Origin of the sequence: Saccharopolyspora sp. ASAGF58 (genome assembly GCF_012277335.1) — a bacterium.
In the GTDB taxonomy this organism is placed as follows: Bacteria; Actinomycetota; Actinomycetes; order Mycobacteriales; family Pseudonocardiaceae; genus Saccharopolyspora; species Saccharopolyspora hattusasensis.
Genome location: NZ_CP040605.1, coordinates 4632511 through 4647971, shown reverse-complemented (window position 1 = coordinate 4647971; position 15461 = coordinate 4632511). Strand labels below are relative to the sequence as shown.

Below are 15461 nucleotides of genomic sequence, written 5' to 3'. Positions count from 1 at the left end.
GGTCGGGTGGGGTCACGGGAGGTCGTGCTCGCCCAGGAAGCGGATGACGGGTAGATCGACGCCCATTTCGTGGGCCGCCTCCAGACAGTTGCGACGGTCCTTGCGCGCCATGTCGATCATCGCGGCCGAACTCGGGTCGTCGATGTAGCGCTGGGCGTAGCCGCTGTAAATCGGACCGGGAAACAGGGTGTCGATCAGCAGTTCCTTGGCCAGTTGCTCGTCGATGCCGCCGGCCTTCAGGAACCGGAACATCTCCCGCAGCATCTCGACGGTCGTGTGGATCAGACTGTTGCCCATGGTCTTGACCAGCATCGCCTGTGCGGGCTCATCGCCGATCCAACGTGGTGTACCGAGCACGGACAGCAGAGGCTCGACTTCGGCATAGGCGCTGGCCGGGCCCGAGCAGTTGATGAGCAGTTCGGCCGACTCCGCCGCCTCCGGCCTGCCGAAGACCGAGGCCGCGAGCAGGTGCTGCCCGCGCGCCTCGTGGGCGGCGGCGAGCTCGCGGGCCAGTGCGGGTGACACCGACGCCATCACGACGTGGATACCGCCAGGTGGAAGCGCTTCGAGAAGCCCGTCGGCGCCGAGGGTGACCGCGCGGGTGCCATCGTCGTCGAAGACGATGCTGATCACGACCCGTGCGGATGCGACCTCGGCCAGCTTTTCCGCGGCCGTGCCTCCACCGGCAGCGAGCTCTTGGAGCGCTTCAGGGCGCCGGTCCCAGCCGACGACTTCCCGGCCGGAGGCCAGGAAGTGGTGAGCCATCACCGAGCCCATGTGGCCGAGCCCGACCAGCCCGACGGCCGACCGCGACTGTGCTGTACTCACAACGCCTTCCTTTCTCTCTGAGACTAGGAGACCGAGGGCCGCTCAGTGACCGGCTCGGTTGCCGGCACCTGCGTCGTTGCCGACTCCGCTTCGACGGGGAAGCGCGGTGCGGTGAACAGCAGGGCGCCCGCGATCACGAGTAGTCCCGCGGAGATGATGAGCGCGAGCCCGTAACTGCCCGTCGCCTCACGAAGCGCACTGATCAACACAGGGCTGACTCCGACACCAATCATGGACACGGCATAGAGCACGCCGAACATCCGGCTGTAGTGGTGCATTGGGTAATAGCGCGACGTCAGGTTGCCCACGAGGTCGACCTCCGCGCCGAGGGCGAGCCCGGCAGCGATCGCGGCTGCGGACCCGAGCGCGGGGCCGCCGAGCAGCAGAGCGATCAGGCCTGCGGCCGCGAGAGCGAGGACGGCAGCACCGACCCGTGGCGCGAAGAACCGGTCCACGAGCATGCCGACGGCGATCCGGCTCACAATCAGTGCTATCCCGATCAGGCTGGCGGTGCGAGCGGCGTCGGCGGCGGAGACGCCGGCGTCTCTCAGTAGCGAGACGAGGAATAGACCGATCCATGCCGCGCCGATGGACAACAGCACGAAGGCCACAGCCAAGCGGACGAACAGCGCCTGACGCAGCAGGGGAAGGACGCTCGTCTCGGATTGCGTCGAGCCAGCCTGCGGGGAGCGTTGCGGGGAACGGCCGCCCGGCATCAACACCAGGACTACGAGCGCGCAGACGAGAACAGCCACGGCGATCAGTCGGTATCCGAGCCGCCAGTTCTCGGCGAGCAGCGGTCCGAGCAGCGCAGGGAGGAGAAAGGCAACCAGCCCGGCCCCGCTCAGCGAGATCCCCAGCGCGACGCCACGGTTCCGGTCGAACCGCTGGTTGACCGCACGCGTGAAGGACACCGCCGTCGAGGGAGAACCCAGCAGGTACATCAGCCCGAACAGAAGGAAATAAACCGTGAACGATGGGCCGCTCGCCGCAAGCACAAAATAACTCACGCCAAGCACGACCATGCCGAAGACCGACGGCCACCGCACGCCCCACCGATCGGCGATAAAGCCGACGACAGGGGCGGTCACGATCAGCACGATCGAAGCGAGCAGTTGCAACGTCGACTGCTGGGCCCGGCTCCAGCCGAACTCGGATTGCAGAGCCGCCACCACGAGCCCGTTCGTGTAGGCGGGAACGATGGCGATACCGACGCCGATCCCGATCGTGGCAGCTGTCAAGGCGCGCCAACCGCGCCGGAACTCCATGAAAGCACCTTTGTCCACCACGTTGTGAACCCTTCCGGAAGAAATTTGGATCTTAGTCCAATATTCTCCGAAGAGTAGCCCGCCCCCACACGCCAAACAAGACTTGAGTCTAAATTTCCCGTCTGCATGGACGGGTCCGGGCGCAGGCCGGGGTCAAGAAGCCCCCGGACGCCTGCCGGATGAGCCGGACCCCGACGGGATCATTCCATGAATCACCAGGTCGAGCATGCCCAGCAGGGCCACACGCAGGTTGAACGGGGGCGGATCGGTGATCCAGCGCTCCAGAATGCCGAAATAGGAGGTGGCGATGATCAGCCCAGCCTGGGCGGCGTCAACCTCAGCGCGGACTTCGCCGGCTTGCTGGGCCCGGCCCACCAACTCGGTGATCTCCCGGGCAAGGTAGGTGTTACCGAACGCGTCGGTCGAGCGGATCGCGGACCCGATGAGTGCGACTGTCTCATTACGCGCGCACTCGCTGCTGTCCGCCAGTTCGATCATGTACCGGGTCAGCACCTCCTTGAACGAGTGATCGTCGAGGCGTGCGGCTCGTATCTCGTCCAGGGCGCGGCGGCGCCGGCGCGCGCTCCACTCGTCAAGGAAGGCGGACTTGCGCTGGAAGTGGTTGAAAACGGTCGCGCGGGCGACCGAGGCCCGCTCGGAAATCTCATCCATCGTCGTACTTTCGAAACCCTGCTCCACAAAGAGCTGGATGGCGGCCTCATAGACGCGCTCCCGCCGCAGAGCACGGTTGCGGTTCCTGCCATCGCGCAGCGCCTCCGGCGGCTCTGGTTCGGCTTCGATGTGTCGCGGGGTCATAACCGAAGTAAAGCAGCCGCCGGAGCAGCCTCGCTTGACGCAGGTACGCCGAAGCTCCTACAGTCGCAACCTAGTTGGACTGCAATCCAATTTCATGACGAGCTGAGGAGGGGACTTCATGCGGCTGGTCACCTTCGACACCGGCGCAGGCCCCGAGCTCGGTGTCCTCCACGGAGATCTCGTGGTGCGCCCGGCGGCCGCCCTGCGAGCTCACCAGGTGTACCGCAACGGCCCCAGTACCGTGTCGCGCGCCGCGGAACTGCCCGAGGAAATGGTGGCGTTCTTCCAGGCGGGTGCCCGCGGACGCGCACTGGCGGCCGAGGCGGTCGCCGTCGTGGAGGAACAGGGTGCCCGCGGCGACGAACTACACGACGGCGGCCGGCCCGTCGCCCATCCGGTCGCAGACATCCGTATCCTCGCCCCGGTGCCCCGGCCGCCACGGGTACGGGACTACCTGACCTACAAGGCACACGCGAGCGGATCCGGTCTCGCGACGCCCCCGGCTCTCGCCGCGATGCCGATCTGCTACAAGTGCAACGCCGACTCGATCATCGGCCCGGACGAGCCATTGCTCTGGCCGTCCTACACCGAGCAGCTCGACTTCGAGCTCGAGGTGGGCTTCTTCACCTGCCAGGGCGGGCGGGACCTCACTCCGGAACAGGCAGCCGACCATATCGCAGGCGTGACGATCTTCAATGACGTCAGCGCCCGGGACATCCAGTTCTTCGAGATGTCACAGTCCATAGGGCCGTCGAAGGGCAAGGACTTCTGCACCGCGATGGGACCGTGCGTGCTCACGATAGACGAGGTCGACGAATGGGACATCCGGCTCAGCGCTCGCGTCAACGGTGAGACCTGGGCCTCCGGTACCACCGCCGACCGGCAGTTCTCCTTTGCCGAGGTGCTGGCCTGGGCATCGCTCGACGAGGACGTGCGGCCCGGAGAGTTCCTCGCGGTCGGAACCGTCGGCGGTGGCTGCGGACTCGAACTCGACCGGTGGATCCGCCCCGGCGACGTCGTCGAACTCGAGGCGTCTGGCATCGGAACCTTGCGTAATCCAGTAGGTGAACGGCGCGTCCCACCGCCCGGCGCCGGCCTTCGCACCTATCAGGGTGCTCCGCCAGTGCACCTTTGAGCCGACTACCTGGAGCGAACCCACCATGTTGCTGGACGGCGACGAACACCCGGCCGACGCAAACACCCTCCTCGACCGGCGGGCAGCGGCTTCCCCGACCGCCCCCTTCCTGGTGTTCGAGGACGACGACGGGAATATCACCGAGATCACCTACGCGGAACAGGTGCGCCGAGCCACTGCGACAGCCGAGCTGCTCGCGCGGCTCGGCGTAGGAGTCGGGGACCGCGTCCACCTGATGACCGCCAACTGCCCGCAGTTCCTGGACGTCTGGTTCGGCTGCGGCCGGCTCGGTGCCGTCACCGTCCCCGTGAACCCGCTCTCCACCGTCGCCGAGACCGCGCACCAGCTGCGGGAGTCGCGAGCCGTCCTGTCCGTCGTGGCACCAACCCTGCGGGACACAGCGCTCGCGGCCGGCTCCGTACCCGTTCTGACCACCGTCGAACTGAACGAGCGGCGCCAGCTGCCGAACTCGCCGACGCCACACGCCGCACGGGACGGCCTCGCCGCCATCATGTTCACCTCAGGCACGACCAGCGCACCCAAGGGAGTCCGGGTAACCCACGCGAACTACGTTCGGGTCGGCGCCGCGATTGCCGGGCACCTGGCCATGAGCAACAGCGATCGCTGGCTCGTGACGCTGCCGCTGTTCCACGCGAACGCGCAATATTACTGCCTGATGTCCGCCCTGACCGTCGGTGGATCGGTGGCGCTGACCTCACGGTTCTCCGCGTCCCGATGGCCACGCCAGGCACGGACGCTCCGCCCGACGTTGGCCAGCCTGTTCGCGGCGCCGGTGCGAATGGTGCTGGCCAGGACCAAGCCGGACGCCGCCGACGCCGCGAACGAGCTGCGGCTGGTCCTCTTCGCCCAGAACCTCGCGCCGGCGCAGGTCGAGGAGTTCGAGTCCCGGTTCGGCGCACTGCTCGTCCAGCTCTACGGCATGACCGAGACCGTGCTGCCCCCGTTCGTCAACCCGCCGGACAGCCGCCGGTCGTGGGACTCGATCGGCCGACCGCTCCCCCATCTCGAGATCCGCCTTGTCGACGCGGACGGTCGGCCCGTATCGCCGGGCACCACCGGCGAGCTGCATGTGCGCGGCAATCCCGGAGTGGACATTACCGACGGCTACGACGGGCGCCCGGCCGAGACCGCGGCCCTGCTCCCGGACGGCTGGCTTCGCACCGGCGATCTGGTCCGCATGGACGACGACGGTCGCGCCTACTTCGTCGACCGGGCAAAGGACATGGTGAAGCGGGCCGGCGAGAACGTTTCCGCGACGGAGGTCGAGCAGGTGATCGGCACCCATCCCGCGGTACTCGAAGCTGCCGTCCACGGAGTGCCGGACGAGGTCTACGACGAAGCGATCGTCGCGCACGTTGTCCTGAAACCGGGCGATGAAACCACTCCCGAGGAGCTGATCGCCTGGTGCCGCCGACACCTCTCAACCTTCAAGATCCCCGACCAGGTGATCGTGCGTGCCGAGCTACCCCGCACCAGTGTCGGGAAGATCCGCAAGGACGTGCTACGCGCAGAGCTCGCGCTCCCACATCGTACCGCCGGCGCCTCATGAGGTGATCGGTGCCGCCCGGCTTGAAGACCGTCTCTCGGTAGGGTCGGGGACTGGAGCGGTGGCATAGCGCTCCGTTTCCAGTCCCCGCCGCATCAAACCGTGCAGGCGGTTCTGGTGAGCAGCGGGAGGGAATCTCACGCTCCCGCTCTCGCAGGCCCGGACGTAACAGTCTCCCGTCATCCGGCCCCCACAGATCGGCTGTTGATGAACGGGAGCATCGGCAACGGGCTCTCCACGCGCTGCCCAAGCTGGGCCGCAAGCGGCTGCCGGACCGGCTGGTCTTGCAGGGCATCCTGTTCGTACTGCATACCGGGATGCAGTGGGAGTTTCTGCCCCAGGAGCTGGGGTTCGGGTCCGGGATGACGTGCTGGCGGCGCCTGGCGGAGTGGAACGAGGCCGGGGTGCCAGCGGCTGTACGAGGCGCTTTTGGCCGAGCTGAACGCGGCCGGGAAGCTGGACTGTCGCGAGCGATGATCGACAGCTCGCTTGTGCGGGCGGCGCGGCGCGGCCCAAAAGCGGACCGAGCCCGGTCGACCGCGCCCGGCCGGGCTCCAAGCACCACGTGATCACCGAGGGAGGCGGCATCCCAACGACATTCAGCCTGACCGGCGGCAACGTCAATGACATCACCCAACTCCTCCCTCTGGTCAAGGCGATCCCGCCGGCGCGAGGCAGGCGTGGGCGACCCCGCTCCCGGCCCGACGAGCTGTACGCCGACCGCGCCTACGACTCCGGCCGATCACCGCCGGCGCGGCCGGGGCCCCCGTGGAGGCGGCCCTTCCGTTGGTTTTTGGTGTGGTCACTGGGATTCTCCGTCCTGTTCGCTCCTGTTCGTGTTCACAACCCGCGGCGACGCCGGGGAGATCGGGGTCCTGGCGCCGTGCAGCACGATCGGCCGCCGGTTGGAGAACTCGGACGGGTCACAGGCACCAGCCCAACAACCGGTAGGCCTGCCGCATCCTGGTCCACGGCAGATCGACCCGCAGTAGCCGTTCGGCGTAGATGCCGACGTGGTGGCCGTGGCGGCGGGCGGCGCGCACCAGCGAGTCGAGATCGCGCATCGCGTAGCCGGAGGTCTGCGAGGGCAGGTCGGCCGGATCGGTCCACCGCCCACCGGGCCGCTGCCGAGGATGGACTTTCACCAGCCGGCCGTGGTGGAACAGCTTGACCAGCACAGAGTCCGCGCGCACCTCCAGCCGCTGCCCCACCAGTTGCGACGGGGCGGAGTAGAGAGCCTTGGCTATCTCGACGTGGAAGTCCTTGTGCACTTTGACTTTCGTGAAGATCGGGACGTCGTAGGCCTTGTCGGGCAACGCGAGCAATGCCGGCGCCTCAGCCTCGGTGAACACTTCCAGCGGGCGGGCCTGGATGGTGCCGTGCATGCGTTGCCCGGCCGTGGTCGAACACCACGATCGAGCGCGGGTTTGGGCGTCGGCCAGGTCCAGAAACGACTCTCCCGCAAAGAAATTCCCGCGCACGTACTGAACCATCCGCTCGACCCTCGGCTTGTCACGAGGATGGCGAACACGGGTGGCGTCTGTTCCGAAGCCGCAATGCTGGGCGTAGTCCAGCCACCCAGCGGTGAAGCGCGGATTGACCGGGTCGGCGTCGGCGACGATCGCGGCCATGTTGTCCGGGATGACGACCTTGAACACCCCGCCGAAGTAGGCCCACGCGGCCTCACAGCCCGAGATCACCGCGTCCAGCTTCAGGGAGAAGGTCAACCACACGAACATGTGCCGGGAGAGCACGGCGGTGAGGATCAAGGATTCGACCGGAACATCGGCACTCGACGAGCTCCAGGACGCCGGCGACGTCCGCAGGGTTCTTGAGGTCGGTGTACCTAATCTCACGACCGCGGAGAAGCTGGTCGGAGTCACCGGCCGCCCCGGGGATCACCTCGGCGGTCGCGTGCCGCTCGATGCGGATAACCTCCGCACCAGGTCGGCGAGGAGCATGCACGCGTGCGATCCTGCCGATGCCAGCGAGCTCGACGACTCGGAGGCCGGCCAGCGGCCCGGCATACGATGATGTCTCGGCTGACTCGGTCACTGCACCGCCCGGTCGGTCGCGCCCCAGTACTGCTTGCGAAGCTCGCGCTTGAGGATCTTCCCAGCGCCCGACATCGGGAGCGCATCGACGAAGGCCACGGAGCGGGGCAGCTTGTAGTTGGCGATGAGTCCGCGGCAGAAGTCGCGCAGCTCGGTCTCGGTCGCAGCCGCCTCGCGCTTGAGCACGACGACGGCGTGCACCCGCTCGCCCCATTCCGTGTCGGGCACCCCGATCACCGCGCATTGCTCGACCGCTGGATGCTTGGCGAGCGCGTTCTCAACCTCGGCCGAGTACACGTTCTCGCCGCCGGTGATGATCATGTCCTTGATCCGGTCCACCACGAAGACATAGCCGCGCTCGTCCATGTAACCACCATCTCCGGTGTGCATCCAGCCGCCTCGGACCGCGACCGCGGTCTCCTCCGGCTTGTTCCAGTACCCCTGCATCACGTGGTCGCCACGGACGCAGATCTCACCCACCGTCCCGCGAGTGACCTCCACGTCTGCCTCGTCGAAGATCCGGACCTCGGCGTGCGCGACGCTCCGGCCGCAGGACCGCACCAGGACCGGGTCGTCGTGCCCCTCCGGCGACAGCAGCGTGGCGATCGGGCCGAGCTCGGTCATGCCGTAGGCCTGGGTGAACCGGGCGTTCGGCAGCGTGGCCTTCGCCCGCTGGAGCACGGCCTCGGAAATCACCGAGGCGCCGTACAAGATGCCGCGGACGCGGGACAGGTCCGCCGCCGCGGCCTCGGGTGAGTCGGCGAGCATCTGGATCATCGTCGGGACCAGGAGCGCATCGGTGACCCGGTGCTTCTCGATGGCCTCGACCACGGCGCCCGGCGCGAAAGCCGGGACGATCACGTGGGAGCCGTCGGTGAGCATTCCCATCAGCCACGCCGCGATGTCGGCGAGATGGAACATCGGTGCGGAGTGAAGCAGAACGCCGCCCCTGCTGACCACGTCAAGCGTGACAACCGAGCCCATCGCCGAGGTCATCAGGCTGTCATGGCTGAGCATGACGCCCTTGGGGTGTCCCGTCGTCCCGCCCGTATAGAAGACGCCATACAGGTCCGAGCCGCCACGCATCGCATCCTGCACCGGCTCGGTCGCGGCCACCAGCTCCTCGTAGTCGACGGCGCCCTCAGGGCGCTCGCCGTCGCCACAGAAGACGATCGAGCGGAGGTTCGGCACCTGCTCGCGCAGCGTCGGCACCATCGCGGCGAAGGCGTCGTCGACGAAGAGGATGTTGGTCTCGCAGTCGACAAGCGAGTAGGCGACCTCGACCGGGCTCCACCGGATGTTGACCGGGTTGACGACCCCGCCTGCCCACGGCACCGCCAGCAGGAACTCGTGGTACCGGTCACTGTTGAGCGCGAAGATCCCGACCCGGTCACCGGGCTCAAGCCCGAGAGTCTTCAGCGCCCCTGCCAGCCGCGCGATCCGGTCCCGTGACTCGGCAACGGTCCGGGTGCGGTCACCGAAGACGGTCAGGACCCGGTCAGGCTCGTGCTGGTGTGCGCGATGCAGGGTCTGAGTCACGTGCATGAGCTGGACCTCCATACCACTTTGTGAATCCTCCTACTTGTGACGCCAGTTACATCGTTGGTACGACGTTGCTCGAAGTCAAGCGTTTCTGCCATCGTAAGTGAATATTGATTCGCGCAATGGAGGTCAGCTTGAATAGAGTGATGGTGGCCGGAGTGGGCATGGTCCCGTTCACCACCCCAAGCAAGAGCGAGCCGTATGACGTGATGGCCAGCGGTGCGATCCGCGCGGCCCTCGCCGACGCCGGGATCGAGTTCTCCCAGGTGCAGCAGGCGTACGCCGGCTATGTGTACGGCGACTCCACCAGCGGGCAGAAGGCGCTCTACGGCGTCGGCCGGACCGGCATCCCGGTGATCAACGTGAACAACAACTGCTCGACCGGCTCCTCGGCCCTGTGGCTGGCTCGCCAGGCGGTTGCGAGCGGCGCTGCGGACTGCGTGCTGGCCTTGGGCTTCGAGCAGATGCAACGCGGCGCTCTCGCCGACAAGTGGGAGGATCGGCCCAGCCCGTTCGTCGACTTCATGGCGGTCGCCCACCAGGCTCGGGGCGAGAGCGAGGCTCCGTTCGCGGCCCAGCTCTTCGGCGGCGCCGGCGCGGAGTACGCGGAGAAGCACGGCACCGCACCGGAGACATTCGCGCGGATCGCGGTCAAGGCCCGCCAGCACGCGGCCCACAACCCGTACGCGGTCTTCCGCGACCCGGTCGCCGTGGAGGAGGTCCTCGCCTCGCCCACGATCTACGGTCCGCTCACCCGATTGCAGTGCTGCCCACCGACCTGCGGCGCCGCGGCCGCGGTGATCACCTCGGAGGAGTTCGCCCGCAAGCACGGGCTGCGCAGCGACGTTGCCATCGCCGCGCAGGCACTCACCACGGACACCCCGGTCAGCTTCGAGGGCGGGATGCCGGCCCTGGTCGGCTACGACATGGCGAAGGCGGCGGCAGATCAGGTGTACGCGGCTGCCAGCGTCGACCCGCGCGACATCCGGGTCGTCGAGCTGCACGACTGCTTCACCGCCAACGAGCTACTCAGCTACGAGGCGCTCGGTCTGACCGAAGAGGGCACCGCGGAGAAGTTCGTGATGGACGGCGACAACACCTACGGCGGCCGGGTGGTTACCAACCCGTCCGGCGGTCTGCTCTCGAAGGGCCACCCGCTCGGCGCTACCGGGCTCGCGCAGTGCGCCGAGCTCACCTGGCAGCTCCGCGGCCAGGCCGAGGCTCGCCAGGTCGAGGACGTCACTCTCGCGCTGCAGCACAACATCGGCCTCGGCGGCGCCGCCGTGGTGACCCTCTACGAGAAGGTGAGCTGAGCATGGCCATCGACGCCGTCCGCGCCAAGGAGCTCGAGTTCGCGCCGCTGACGGTCGAAGTCGAGCGCGGCCGGCTCCGCTTCTTCAGCGCGACGATCGGCGAGACCGATCCCGTCTACCTGGATGTCGACGCGGCGAAGGCGGCCGGACACCGGGACCTGCCGGTCCCGCCGACCTTCTTCTTCAGCCTCGGCCTCGAAGCGCCTGACCCGTTCGGCTACCTGGACGTGCTCGGCATCGACCTGCGCCAAGTCCTGCACGGCGAGCAGTCCTTCGAATACCACTCCCTTGCGTACGCCCGGGACCAGCTGACGCTCCAGGACCGGATCGTCGACGTGTACGAGAAGCGAGGCGGAGCGCTGGAGTTCGTCGTCAAGCAGACCGCGATCACACGCGCGAGCGAGCCGATCGCTGACATGCGCTCGGTGATCGTGGTCCGGAACCCGGAGGCGGCCGCATGACCATCGACACCCTGCAGGTCGGAACCAAGCTGCCCGAACTCGCGCTGCAGCCGATCTCCCGCACAACGCTGGGGCTCTTCGCCGGGGCCAGTGGCGACCACAATCCGATCCACATCGACCTCGACTTCGCCCGCTCCGCCGGGTTCGAGGACGTGTTCGCCCACGGGATGCTCTCGATGGCCTACCTCGGCCGACTGCTGACGAACTGGGCTCCCCAGGGGCATCTCCGGTCCTACTCGGTCCGGTTCGCCGCGGTCACGCCGCTGCACGGCCGGCCGACCTGCCACGGGAAGGTCGTCGAGCTCGAGGACGGCCTTGCCACCCTCGAGCTGACGGTCACTCTCGCCGACGGCACCACCACCCTGCTCGGCGACGCCGTCGTCGCGATCGCCTGAAATCCACAACGCACGGAAGGAATTTTCGAATATGAGCAAGCTGGCCAACAAGGTCGCGATCGTGACCGGTTCGGGACGCGGCATCGGCCGTGAGATCGCTCTCAAGCTGGCCGCCGATGGTGCGGCCGTCGTGGTGAATGACCTCGACGAGACCCCGGCCAAGGAGACCGTCGCGGAGATCGAGGTGGCCGGCGGCCGCGCGGTCGTCTGCGCCGGCAGCGTCACCGACGACGGTTTCGCCGAGCGCTTCGTGCAGACGGCGGTCGACAGCTTCGGCGGCCTCGACATCATCATCAACAACGCCGGCTACACCTGGGACACCGTCATCCAGAAGATGACCGACGAGCAGTGGGACGCGATCCTCGACGTGCACCTCAAGGCGCCGTTCCGGATCCTGCGCGCGGCCCAGCCGGTGATCGCGGCCGCGGTCAAGCAGGCCAAGGAGGCCAGCGAGCCCGTTCCCTGTCGCAAGGTCGTCAACATCTCCTCGATCGCCGGGCTCGGCGGCAACGCGGGACAGGCGAACTACGCCGCCGCGAAGGCCGGCATCACCGGTCTCACCAAAACGCTGGCCAAGGAGTGGGGCCGCTACAACGTCACCGTCAACACGGTCGCGTTCGGCCTGATCAAGACCCGCCTCACCGAGGCGCCGGCCGACGGGGACAGCACCATTGAGGTCCTGGGCAACGAGATCAAGGTCGGCGTCAACCCGCAGTTGCTCAGCACCATGGAGGCGATGATCCCGCTCGGCCGCGGTGGCACTCCTGCTGAGGCCGCGGGCTCGGTCTACCTGTTCTGCATCCCCGAGTCCGACTACGTCTCCGCCCAGACGGTCGTCTGCGGCGGCGGCTTCATGATCTGAGGACCTCGACATGCAGCGCATCATCTTCGAGTCCGAGCACAGTGCCTACCGGGACAGCGTCCGGACCTTCCTCGCCAGAGAGGTCACCCCGTCGTACGAGGAGTGGGACCGGGCAGGCATCGTGCCCGGAAGCTGTTCACCAAAGTCGCCGAGCTCGGCCTGTTCGCCGCGGTACCGGAGGAGTACGGCGGCGCGGGGCTGGACGACTTCCGCTACAACGCGGTCTTCATCGAGGAGGCCGCCCGCGCGGGGGTCTCACCGGCGACGCTCGGGCCAGGCCTGCAGGCCGACGTCTGCATGCCGTACCTGCTCGAGCTCACCGACGAGGCGCAGAAGGCGCGCTGGCTGCCCGGGGTGGCCAGTGGCGAGCTGATCACCGCGATCGCGATGACCGGAGCCGGGCACCGGTTCCGACCTCTCCGGCATTCGCACCCAGGCCGTCCTGGACGGGGACCACTACGTGATCAACGGTGCCAAGACGTTCATCACCAACGGGATCAACGCCGACCTGGTCATAACCGCGGTCCGCACCGGCGAGCACCCGCACAAGGGCATCAGCCTGATCGTGGTCGAGGCGGACACGCCGGGCTTCGAGCGCGGCCGCAACCTCGAGAAGATCGGGATGCACGCCCAGGACACCGCCGAGCTCTCCTTCACCAACGCACGGGTGCCGGTGGCCAACCGGCTCGGCCCCGAGGGCGCCGGTTTTTTCGCGCTCACCGGCAACCTTCCGCAGGAGCGGCTCTCGCTCGCGGTCGGCGCGGTCGCCCAGGCCCAAACGGCTCTGGACTGGACGATCGAGTACGTGCGAACCCGCAAGGCATTCGGAAGCCCGATCGGCTCGTTTCAGACGACTCGGTTCCGGCTCGCCGGGCTGGCGACGGAGATCGACATCACACAGCAGTACGTCGACCACGGCATCCTCGAGCTCACTACGGGCACGCTGTCCCCTGTGGACGCGGCGAAGGCGAAGCTGTGGGCCACCGAGCTGCTCGGCCGGGTCGTCGACGCATGCCAGCAACTCCACGGCGGGTACGGCTACATGCTCGAGTACCCGATCGCCAGGGCGTACGCTGATGCTCGGATCTCGCGGATCTACGGTGGTACCAGCGAGATCATGAAGGAAATCGTCGGTCGCTCCCTGGAGCTCGGCTGACGCGCGAGGGAGGCAGGCCCGGGTGGTAGAACGACCACAGCCCGGCACCAGGCCCACCAACCGGCGCTCGCTCATCCTCGCAGCCGCGACCGACCTGTTCGCCTCCCGCGGCTACGAGCACGTCTCCCTCAGTGACATCGCTACAGAGGTAGCGGTGGGGCCGTCCGCGCTCTACCGCCACTTCCCCGGCAAGGAGCAGATCCTCGTTGAGGTGGTCGGCATCGTCGCGGACGACTTCGCGACGATGCTGACCGAACGCTCCGAGGACCCCGACATCCTGACTGCCGCCGCCGCTTTCGCCCTCGACCACCGCGCCACCGGCGTGCTGTGGGAGCGCGAGGCACGTCACCTCTCACCGGGGGCCTACGCCGTCGTTCGTGAGCGCATCCGTGCCGCCCGCTCCGCCTTCGCCGCTGCGGTCACCGCGGCGATTCCCGGTTCCGACAGCACCGCTGCGCTGGCGTCACTCTCGGTCATCCTGAGCCCGTCCTTCCACCGGACCGACCTGCCCCGCCCGGGGTACGAACGGCACCTCGCCGAGTTGGCTCACCGGACCCTCACAACCCAACTGCCGGCCGTCCCGGCAGAACGAGCGGCCGTATCCCCAGGGCTGCGGCGCGCGTCCACCCGTGAGTGGCTGGTCACCGCCGCGATCCAGCTCTTCTCCGAGCGCACCTACGCGAGCGTGAGCATGGAAGACGTCGCTGCCGCGGTCGGAATGGCGCCCTCGAGCCTCTACAACCACCTGCCGAACAAGAGCGACCTGCTTCTCACCGCACTCACCCGGGCGGACGGCTACCTGCAGCTCACCCTGGACAGGATCCTGGCCCGCTCAGCTGACGCCGACTCAGCGCTGGGATCCCTGGTCGAGACCTACGCGTCGTTCGCCTGGGAGAACCCGGGCCTGGTCGACGTCCTCGTCACCGAGGCGCGGAACCTGCCGGAGAACGACGCGGGCCTGCTACGCGAGGAACAGCGCCAGTACATCGGCGAGTGGGTCCACCTGCTCCGCGAAGTACATCCTGACCTCGATGCAGCGACCGCGCGGGTCACGGTCCAGGCCGCACTGATGATGATCAACGACATGGCCCGCTCTCCCAGCCTGCACATCCGCCCGGACGCCACACAGGTCCTCGGCCGACTCGGGCACCAGGTACTCGCGCTCTGCGCCGGCCGGAACCCGTGCGGTTAGTCGCGCCTCGCTGCCGCGACGATCCCCGGCAGCGCCCGCCACCGCGGTTTCGCAGCGAACGAGGCGAGCTTGCGTGCGGTCTTGGCCGCGTTGCGGTGGTCGATGAGCTACGGCGGCGTAGGCGCGAGTGCCATCTCGCCGTGGAGGACGGACCGCGGGAACGGGCGGAAGGGACCCGAAACGATCGTGCGCTCGGTCGCTGGTAGCAGCGCGTTGTGGATCACGCCGATGCCGCTCTGGATGTCGTCGAGCCGATGCCCGTGGAGCCGCCCCACGGCGCGGTCGGGCTCAGGTAGCCGACGCCCGTCCAGCAGTTGATCGAGATGGTCCCGTAGCGCAGCGCGGCCAACGCCTCATTCACCCCTGCGATCAGTCCGGTGTCCTCGGCCAACTCCTGCAACATCCCCACCCCAGCATGCGACACCACGCCACGCCCATCGGCGCTGACCCTGACCGGCTTCGACCGCTTGCTACCCTTCACCCGCGAAGTGCCTTCCCGTTCGGCGGACTGGACACTCAACAAGCCCCAGTTTCCTTTACAAGGCAGGCACTTCGCCCTACTTCCGACCCATGTCACACCAACCCGCGCGAAACAGCTGGGGTAATGCTCGTGGATAACGCTCTAAAAACCACTGTCCGGAGGATCCGGAGCACCTCAGCCGGCATCTTCCTGTTCAACGGCGCCGCCTGGGCGCGGGTCGTGGCCGTGGTGCTGGCGGCACTGAACGCCTTGGCGCAGCTGGCTTTCCTGTCCGTATACCCGGTGTGGTGCATGGTCATCATCGCCGTCGACGTGGTCGTCATCTGGGCCGTCATCGTCCACGGTAGGGAGCTCCAGCGTCAGGACGCGTGGTGACTCCGTGCACGTGGCC

The 15461-nt window shown here is 67.7% G+C and carries 15 protein-coding genes and 2 pseudogenes; 11 read left to right on the top strand and 6 right to left on the bottom strand.

Annotation, left to right across the window (positions count from 1 at the left end; genetic code table 11):
* Positions 1-12: 12 nt before the first annotated feature.
* From FDZ84_RS22305 to FDZ84_RS22295, 3 genes are all read right to left on the bottom strand, one after another.
* On the bottom strand, positions 13-828 hold the full coding sequence (locus tag FDZ84_RS22305) for an NAD(P)-dependent oxidoreductase (protein ID WP_168587489.1): 816 nt from the start codon (positions 826-828) through the stop codon (positions 13-15).
* A 23-nt stretch (positions 829-851) separates the two neighbouring features.
* Positions 852-2096, bottom strand: a complete 1245-nt coding sequence (locus FDZ84_RS22300) for an MFS transporter (RefSeq protein ID WP_168587488.1) — start codon at positions 2094-2096, stop codon at positions 852-854.
* Between the two features lie 153 nt (positions 2097-2249).
* Complete coding sequence (locus FDZ84_RS22295) at positions 2250-2912, bottom strand: TetR/AcrR family transcriptional regulator (protein ID WP_168587487.1); 663 nt, start codon at positions 2910-2912, stop codon at positions 2250-2252.
* A gap of 118 nt (positions 2913-3030) precedes the next feature.
* Here FDZ84_RS22295 and FDZ84_RS22290 point away from each other — a divergent pair, with 118 nt between their 5' ends.
* The 3 genes and pseudogenes from FDZ84_RS22290 to FDZ84_RS39130 form a co-directional block, all read left to right on the top strand.
* A complete protein-coding gene (locus FDZ84_RS22290; RefSeq protein WP_168587486.1) occupies positions 3031-4047 on the top strand; it encodes a fumarylacetoacetate hydrolase family protein in 1017 nt (338 codons plus the stop codon).
* A gap of 25 nt (positions 4048-4072) precedes the next feature.
* A complete protein-coding gene (locus tag FDZ84_RS22285; RefSeq protein ID WP_168587485.1) occupies positions 4073-5617 on the top strand; it encodes a class I adenylate-forming enzyme family protein in 1545 nt (514 codons plus the stop codon).
* A 239-nt stretch (positions 5618-5856) separates the two neighbouring features.
* A pseudogene (locus FDZ84_RS39130) lies at positions 5857-6350 on the top strand (IS5 family transposase); the annotation flags it as partial.
* Positions 6351-6537: 187 nt separating this feature from the next.
* On the opposite strand, the gene FDZ84_RS22270 reads toward FDZ84_RS39130, so the two are convergent.
* Positions 6538-7383 carry a DDE-type integrase/transposase/recombinase gene (locus tag FDZ84_RS22270; protein ID WP_168587484.1) on the bottom strand — a complete coding sequence of 282 codons (846 nt, stop codon included), beginning with the start codon at positions 7381-7383 and terminating at the stop codon, positions 6538-6540.
* Here FDZ84_RS22270 and FDZ84_RS22265 point away from each other — a divergent pair.
* Positions 7373-7648, top strand: a complete 276-nt coding sequence (locus FDZ84_RS22265) for a hypothetical protein (RefSeq protein WP_168587483.1) — start codon at positions 7373-7375, stop codon at positions 7646-7648. The genes FDZ84_RS22270 and FDZ84_RS22265 overlap by 11 nt on opposite strands.
* A 17-nt stretch (positions 7649-7665) precedes the next feature.
* Here FDZ84_RS22265 and FDZ84_RS22260 read toward each other — a convergent pair whose 3' ends face one another.
* Positions 7666-9213 (bottom strand): long-chain-fatty-acid--CoA ligase, encoded by a 1548-nt coding sequence (locus FDZ84_RS22260; RefSeq protein WP_168587482.1) that lies wholly within the window; start codon positions 9211-9213, stop codon positions 7666-7668.
* 140 nt (positions 9214-9353) lie between these two features.
* On the opposite strand from FDZ84_RS22260, the gene FDZ84_RS22255 reads away from it, so the two are divergent.
* From FDZ84_RS22255 to FDZ84_RS22230, 6 genes and pseudogenes are all read left to right on the top strand, one after another.
* The gene (locus FDZ84_RS22255; protein WP_246869208.1) at positions 9354-10523 is read left to right on the top strand and encodes a lipid-transfer protein; all 1170 of its coding nucleotides are present in this window, start codon (positions 9354-9356) and stop codon (positions 10521-10523) included.
* A 2-nt stretch (positions 10524-10525) separates the two neighbouring features.
* Positions 10526-10984, top strand: a complete 459-nt coding sequence (locus FDZ84_RS22250) for a MaoC family dehydratase N-terminal domain-containing protein (protein ID WP_168587480.1) — start codon at positions 10526-10528, stop codon at positions 10982-10984.
* Entirely contained in the window at positions 10981-11379 is a 399-nt protein-coding gene (locus FDZ84_RS22245; protein ID WP_168587479.1) for a MaoC/PaaZ C-terminal domain-containing protein, read from the top strand. The genes FDZ84_RS22250 and FDZ84_RS22245 overlap by 4 nt, the downstream gene beginning before the upstream one ends.
* A gap of 31 nt (positions 11380-11410) precedes the next feature.
* Positions 11411-12241: an SDR family NAD(P)-dependent oxidoreductase gene (locus FDZ84_RS22240; RefSeq protein ID WP_168587478.1), complete on the top strand. Its 831-nt coding sequence runs from the start codon at positions 11411-11413 to the stop codon at positions 12239-12241.
* A 10-nt stretch (positions 12242-12251) separates the two neighbouring features.
* Positions 12252-13397, top strand: a pseudogene (locus FDZ84_RS22235) (acyl-CoA dehydrogenase family protein).
* 22 nt (positions 13398-13419) lie between these two features.
* Entirely contained in the window at positions 13420-14589 is a 1170-nt protein-coding gene (locus FDZ84_RS22230) for a TetR/AcrR family transcriptional regulator (RefSeq protein ID WP_168587477.1), read from the top strand.
* A gap of 220 nt (positions 14590-14809) precedes the next feature.
* Here the strand turns inward: FDZ84_RS22230 and FDZ84_RS40370 are convergent, their stop codons facing one another.
* Positions 14810-15109, bottom strand: coding sequence for a hypothetical protein (locus FDZ84_RS40370; protein WP_168584115.1), 300 nt, complete (start codon positions 15107-15109; stop codon positions 14810-14812).
* Positions 15110-15199: 90 nt separating this feature from the next.
* Here FDZ84_RS40370 and FDZ84_RS22220 point away from each other — a divergent pair, with 90 nt between their 5' ends.
* Positions 15200-15445, top strand: a complete 246-nt coding sequence (locus tag FDZ84_RS22220) for a hypothetical protein (RefSeq protein WP_371812654.1) — start codon at positions 15200-15202, stop codon at positions 15443-15445.
* Positions 15446-15461 lie beyond the last annotated feature (16 nt).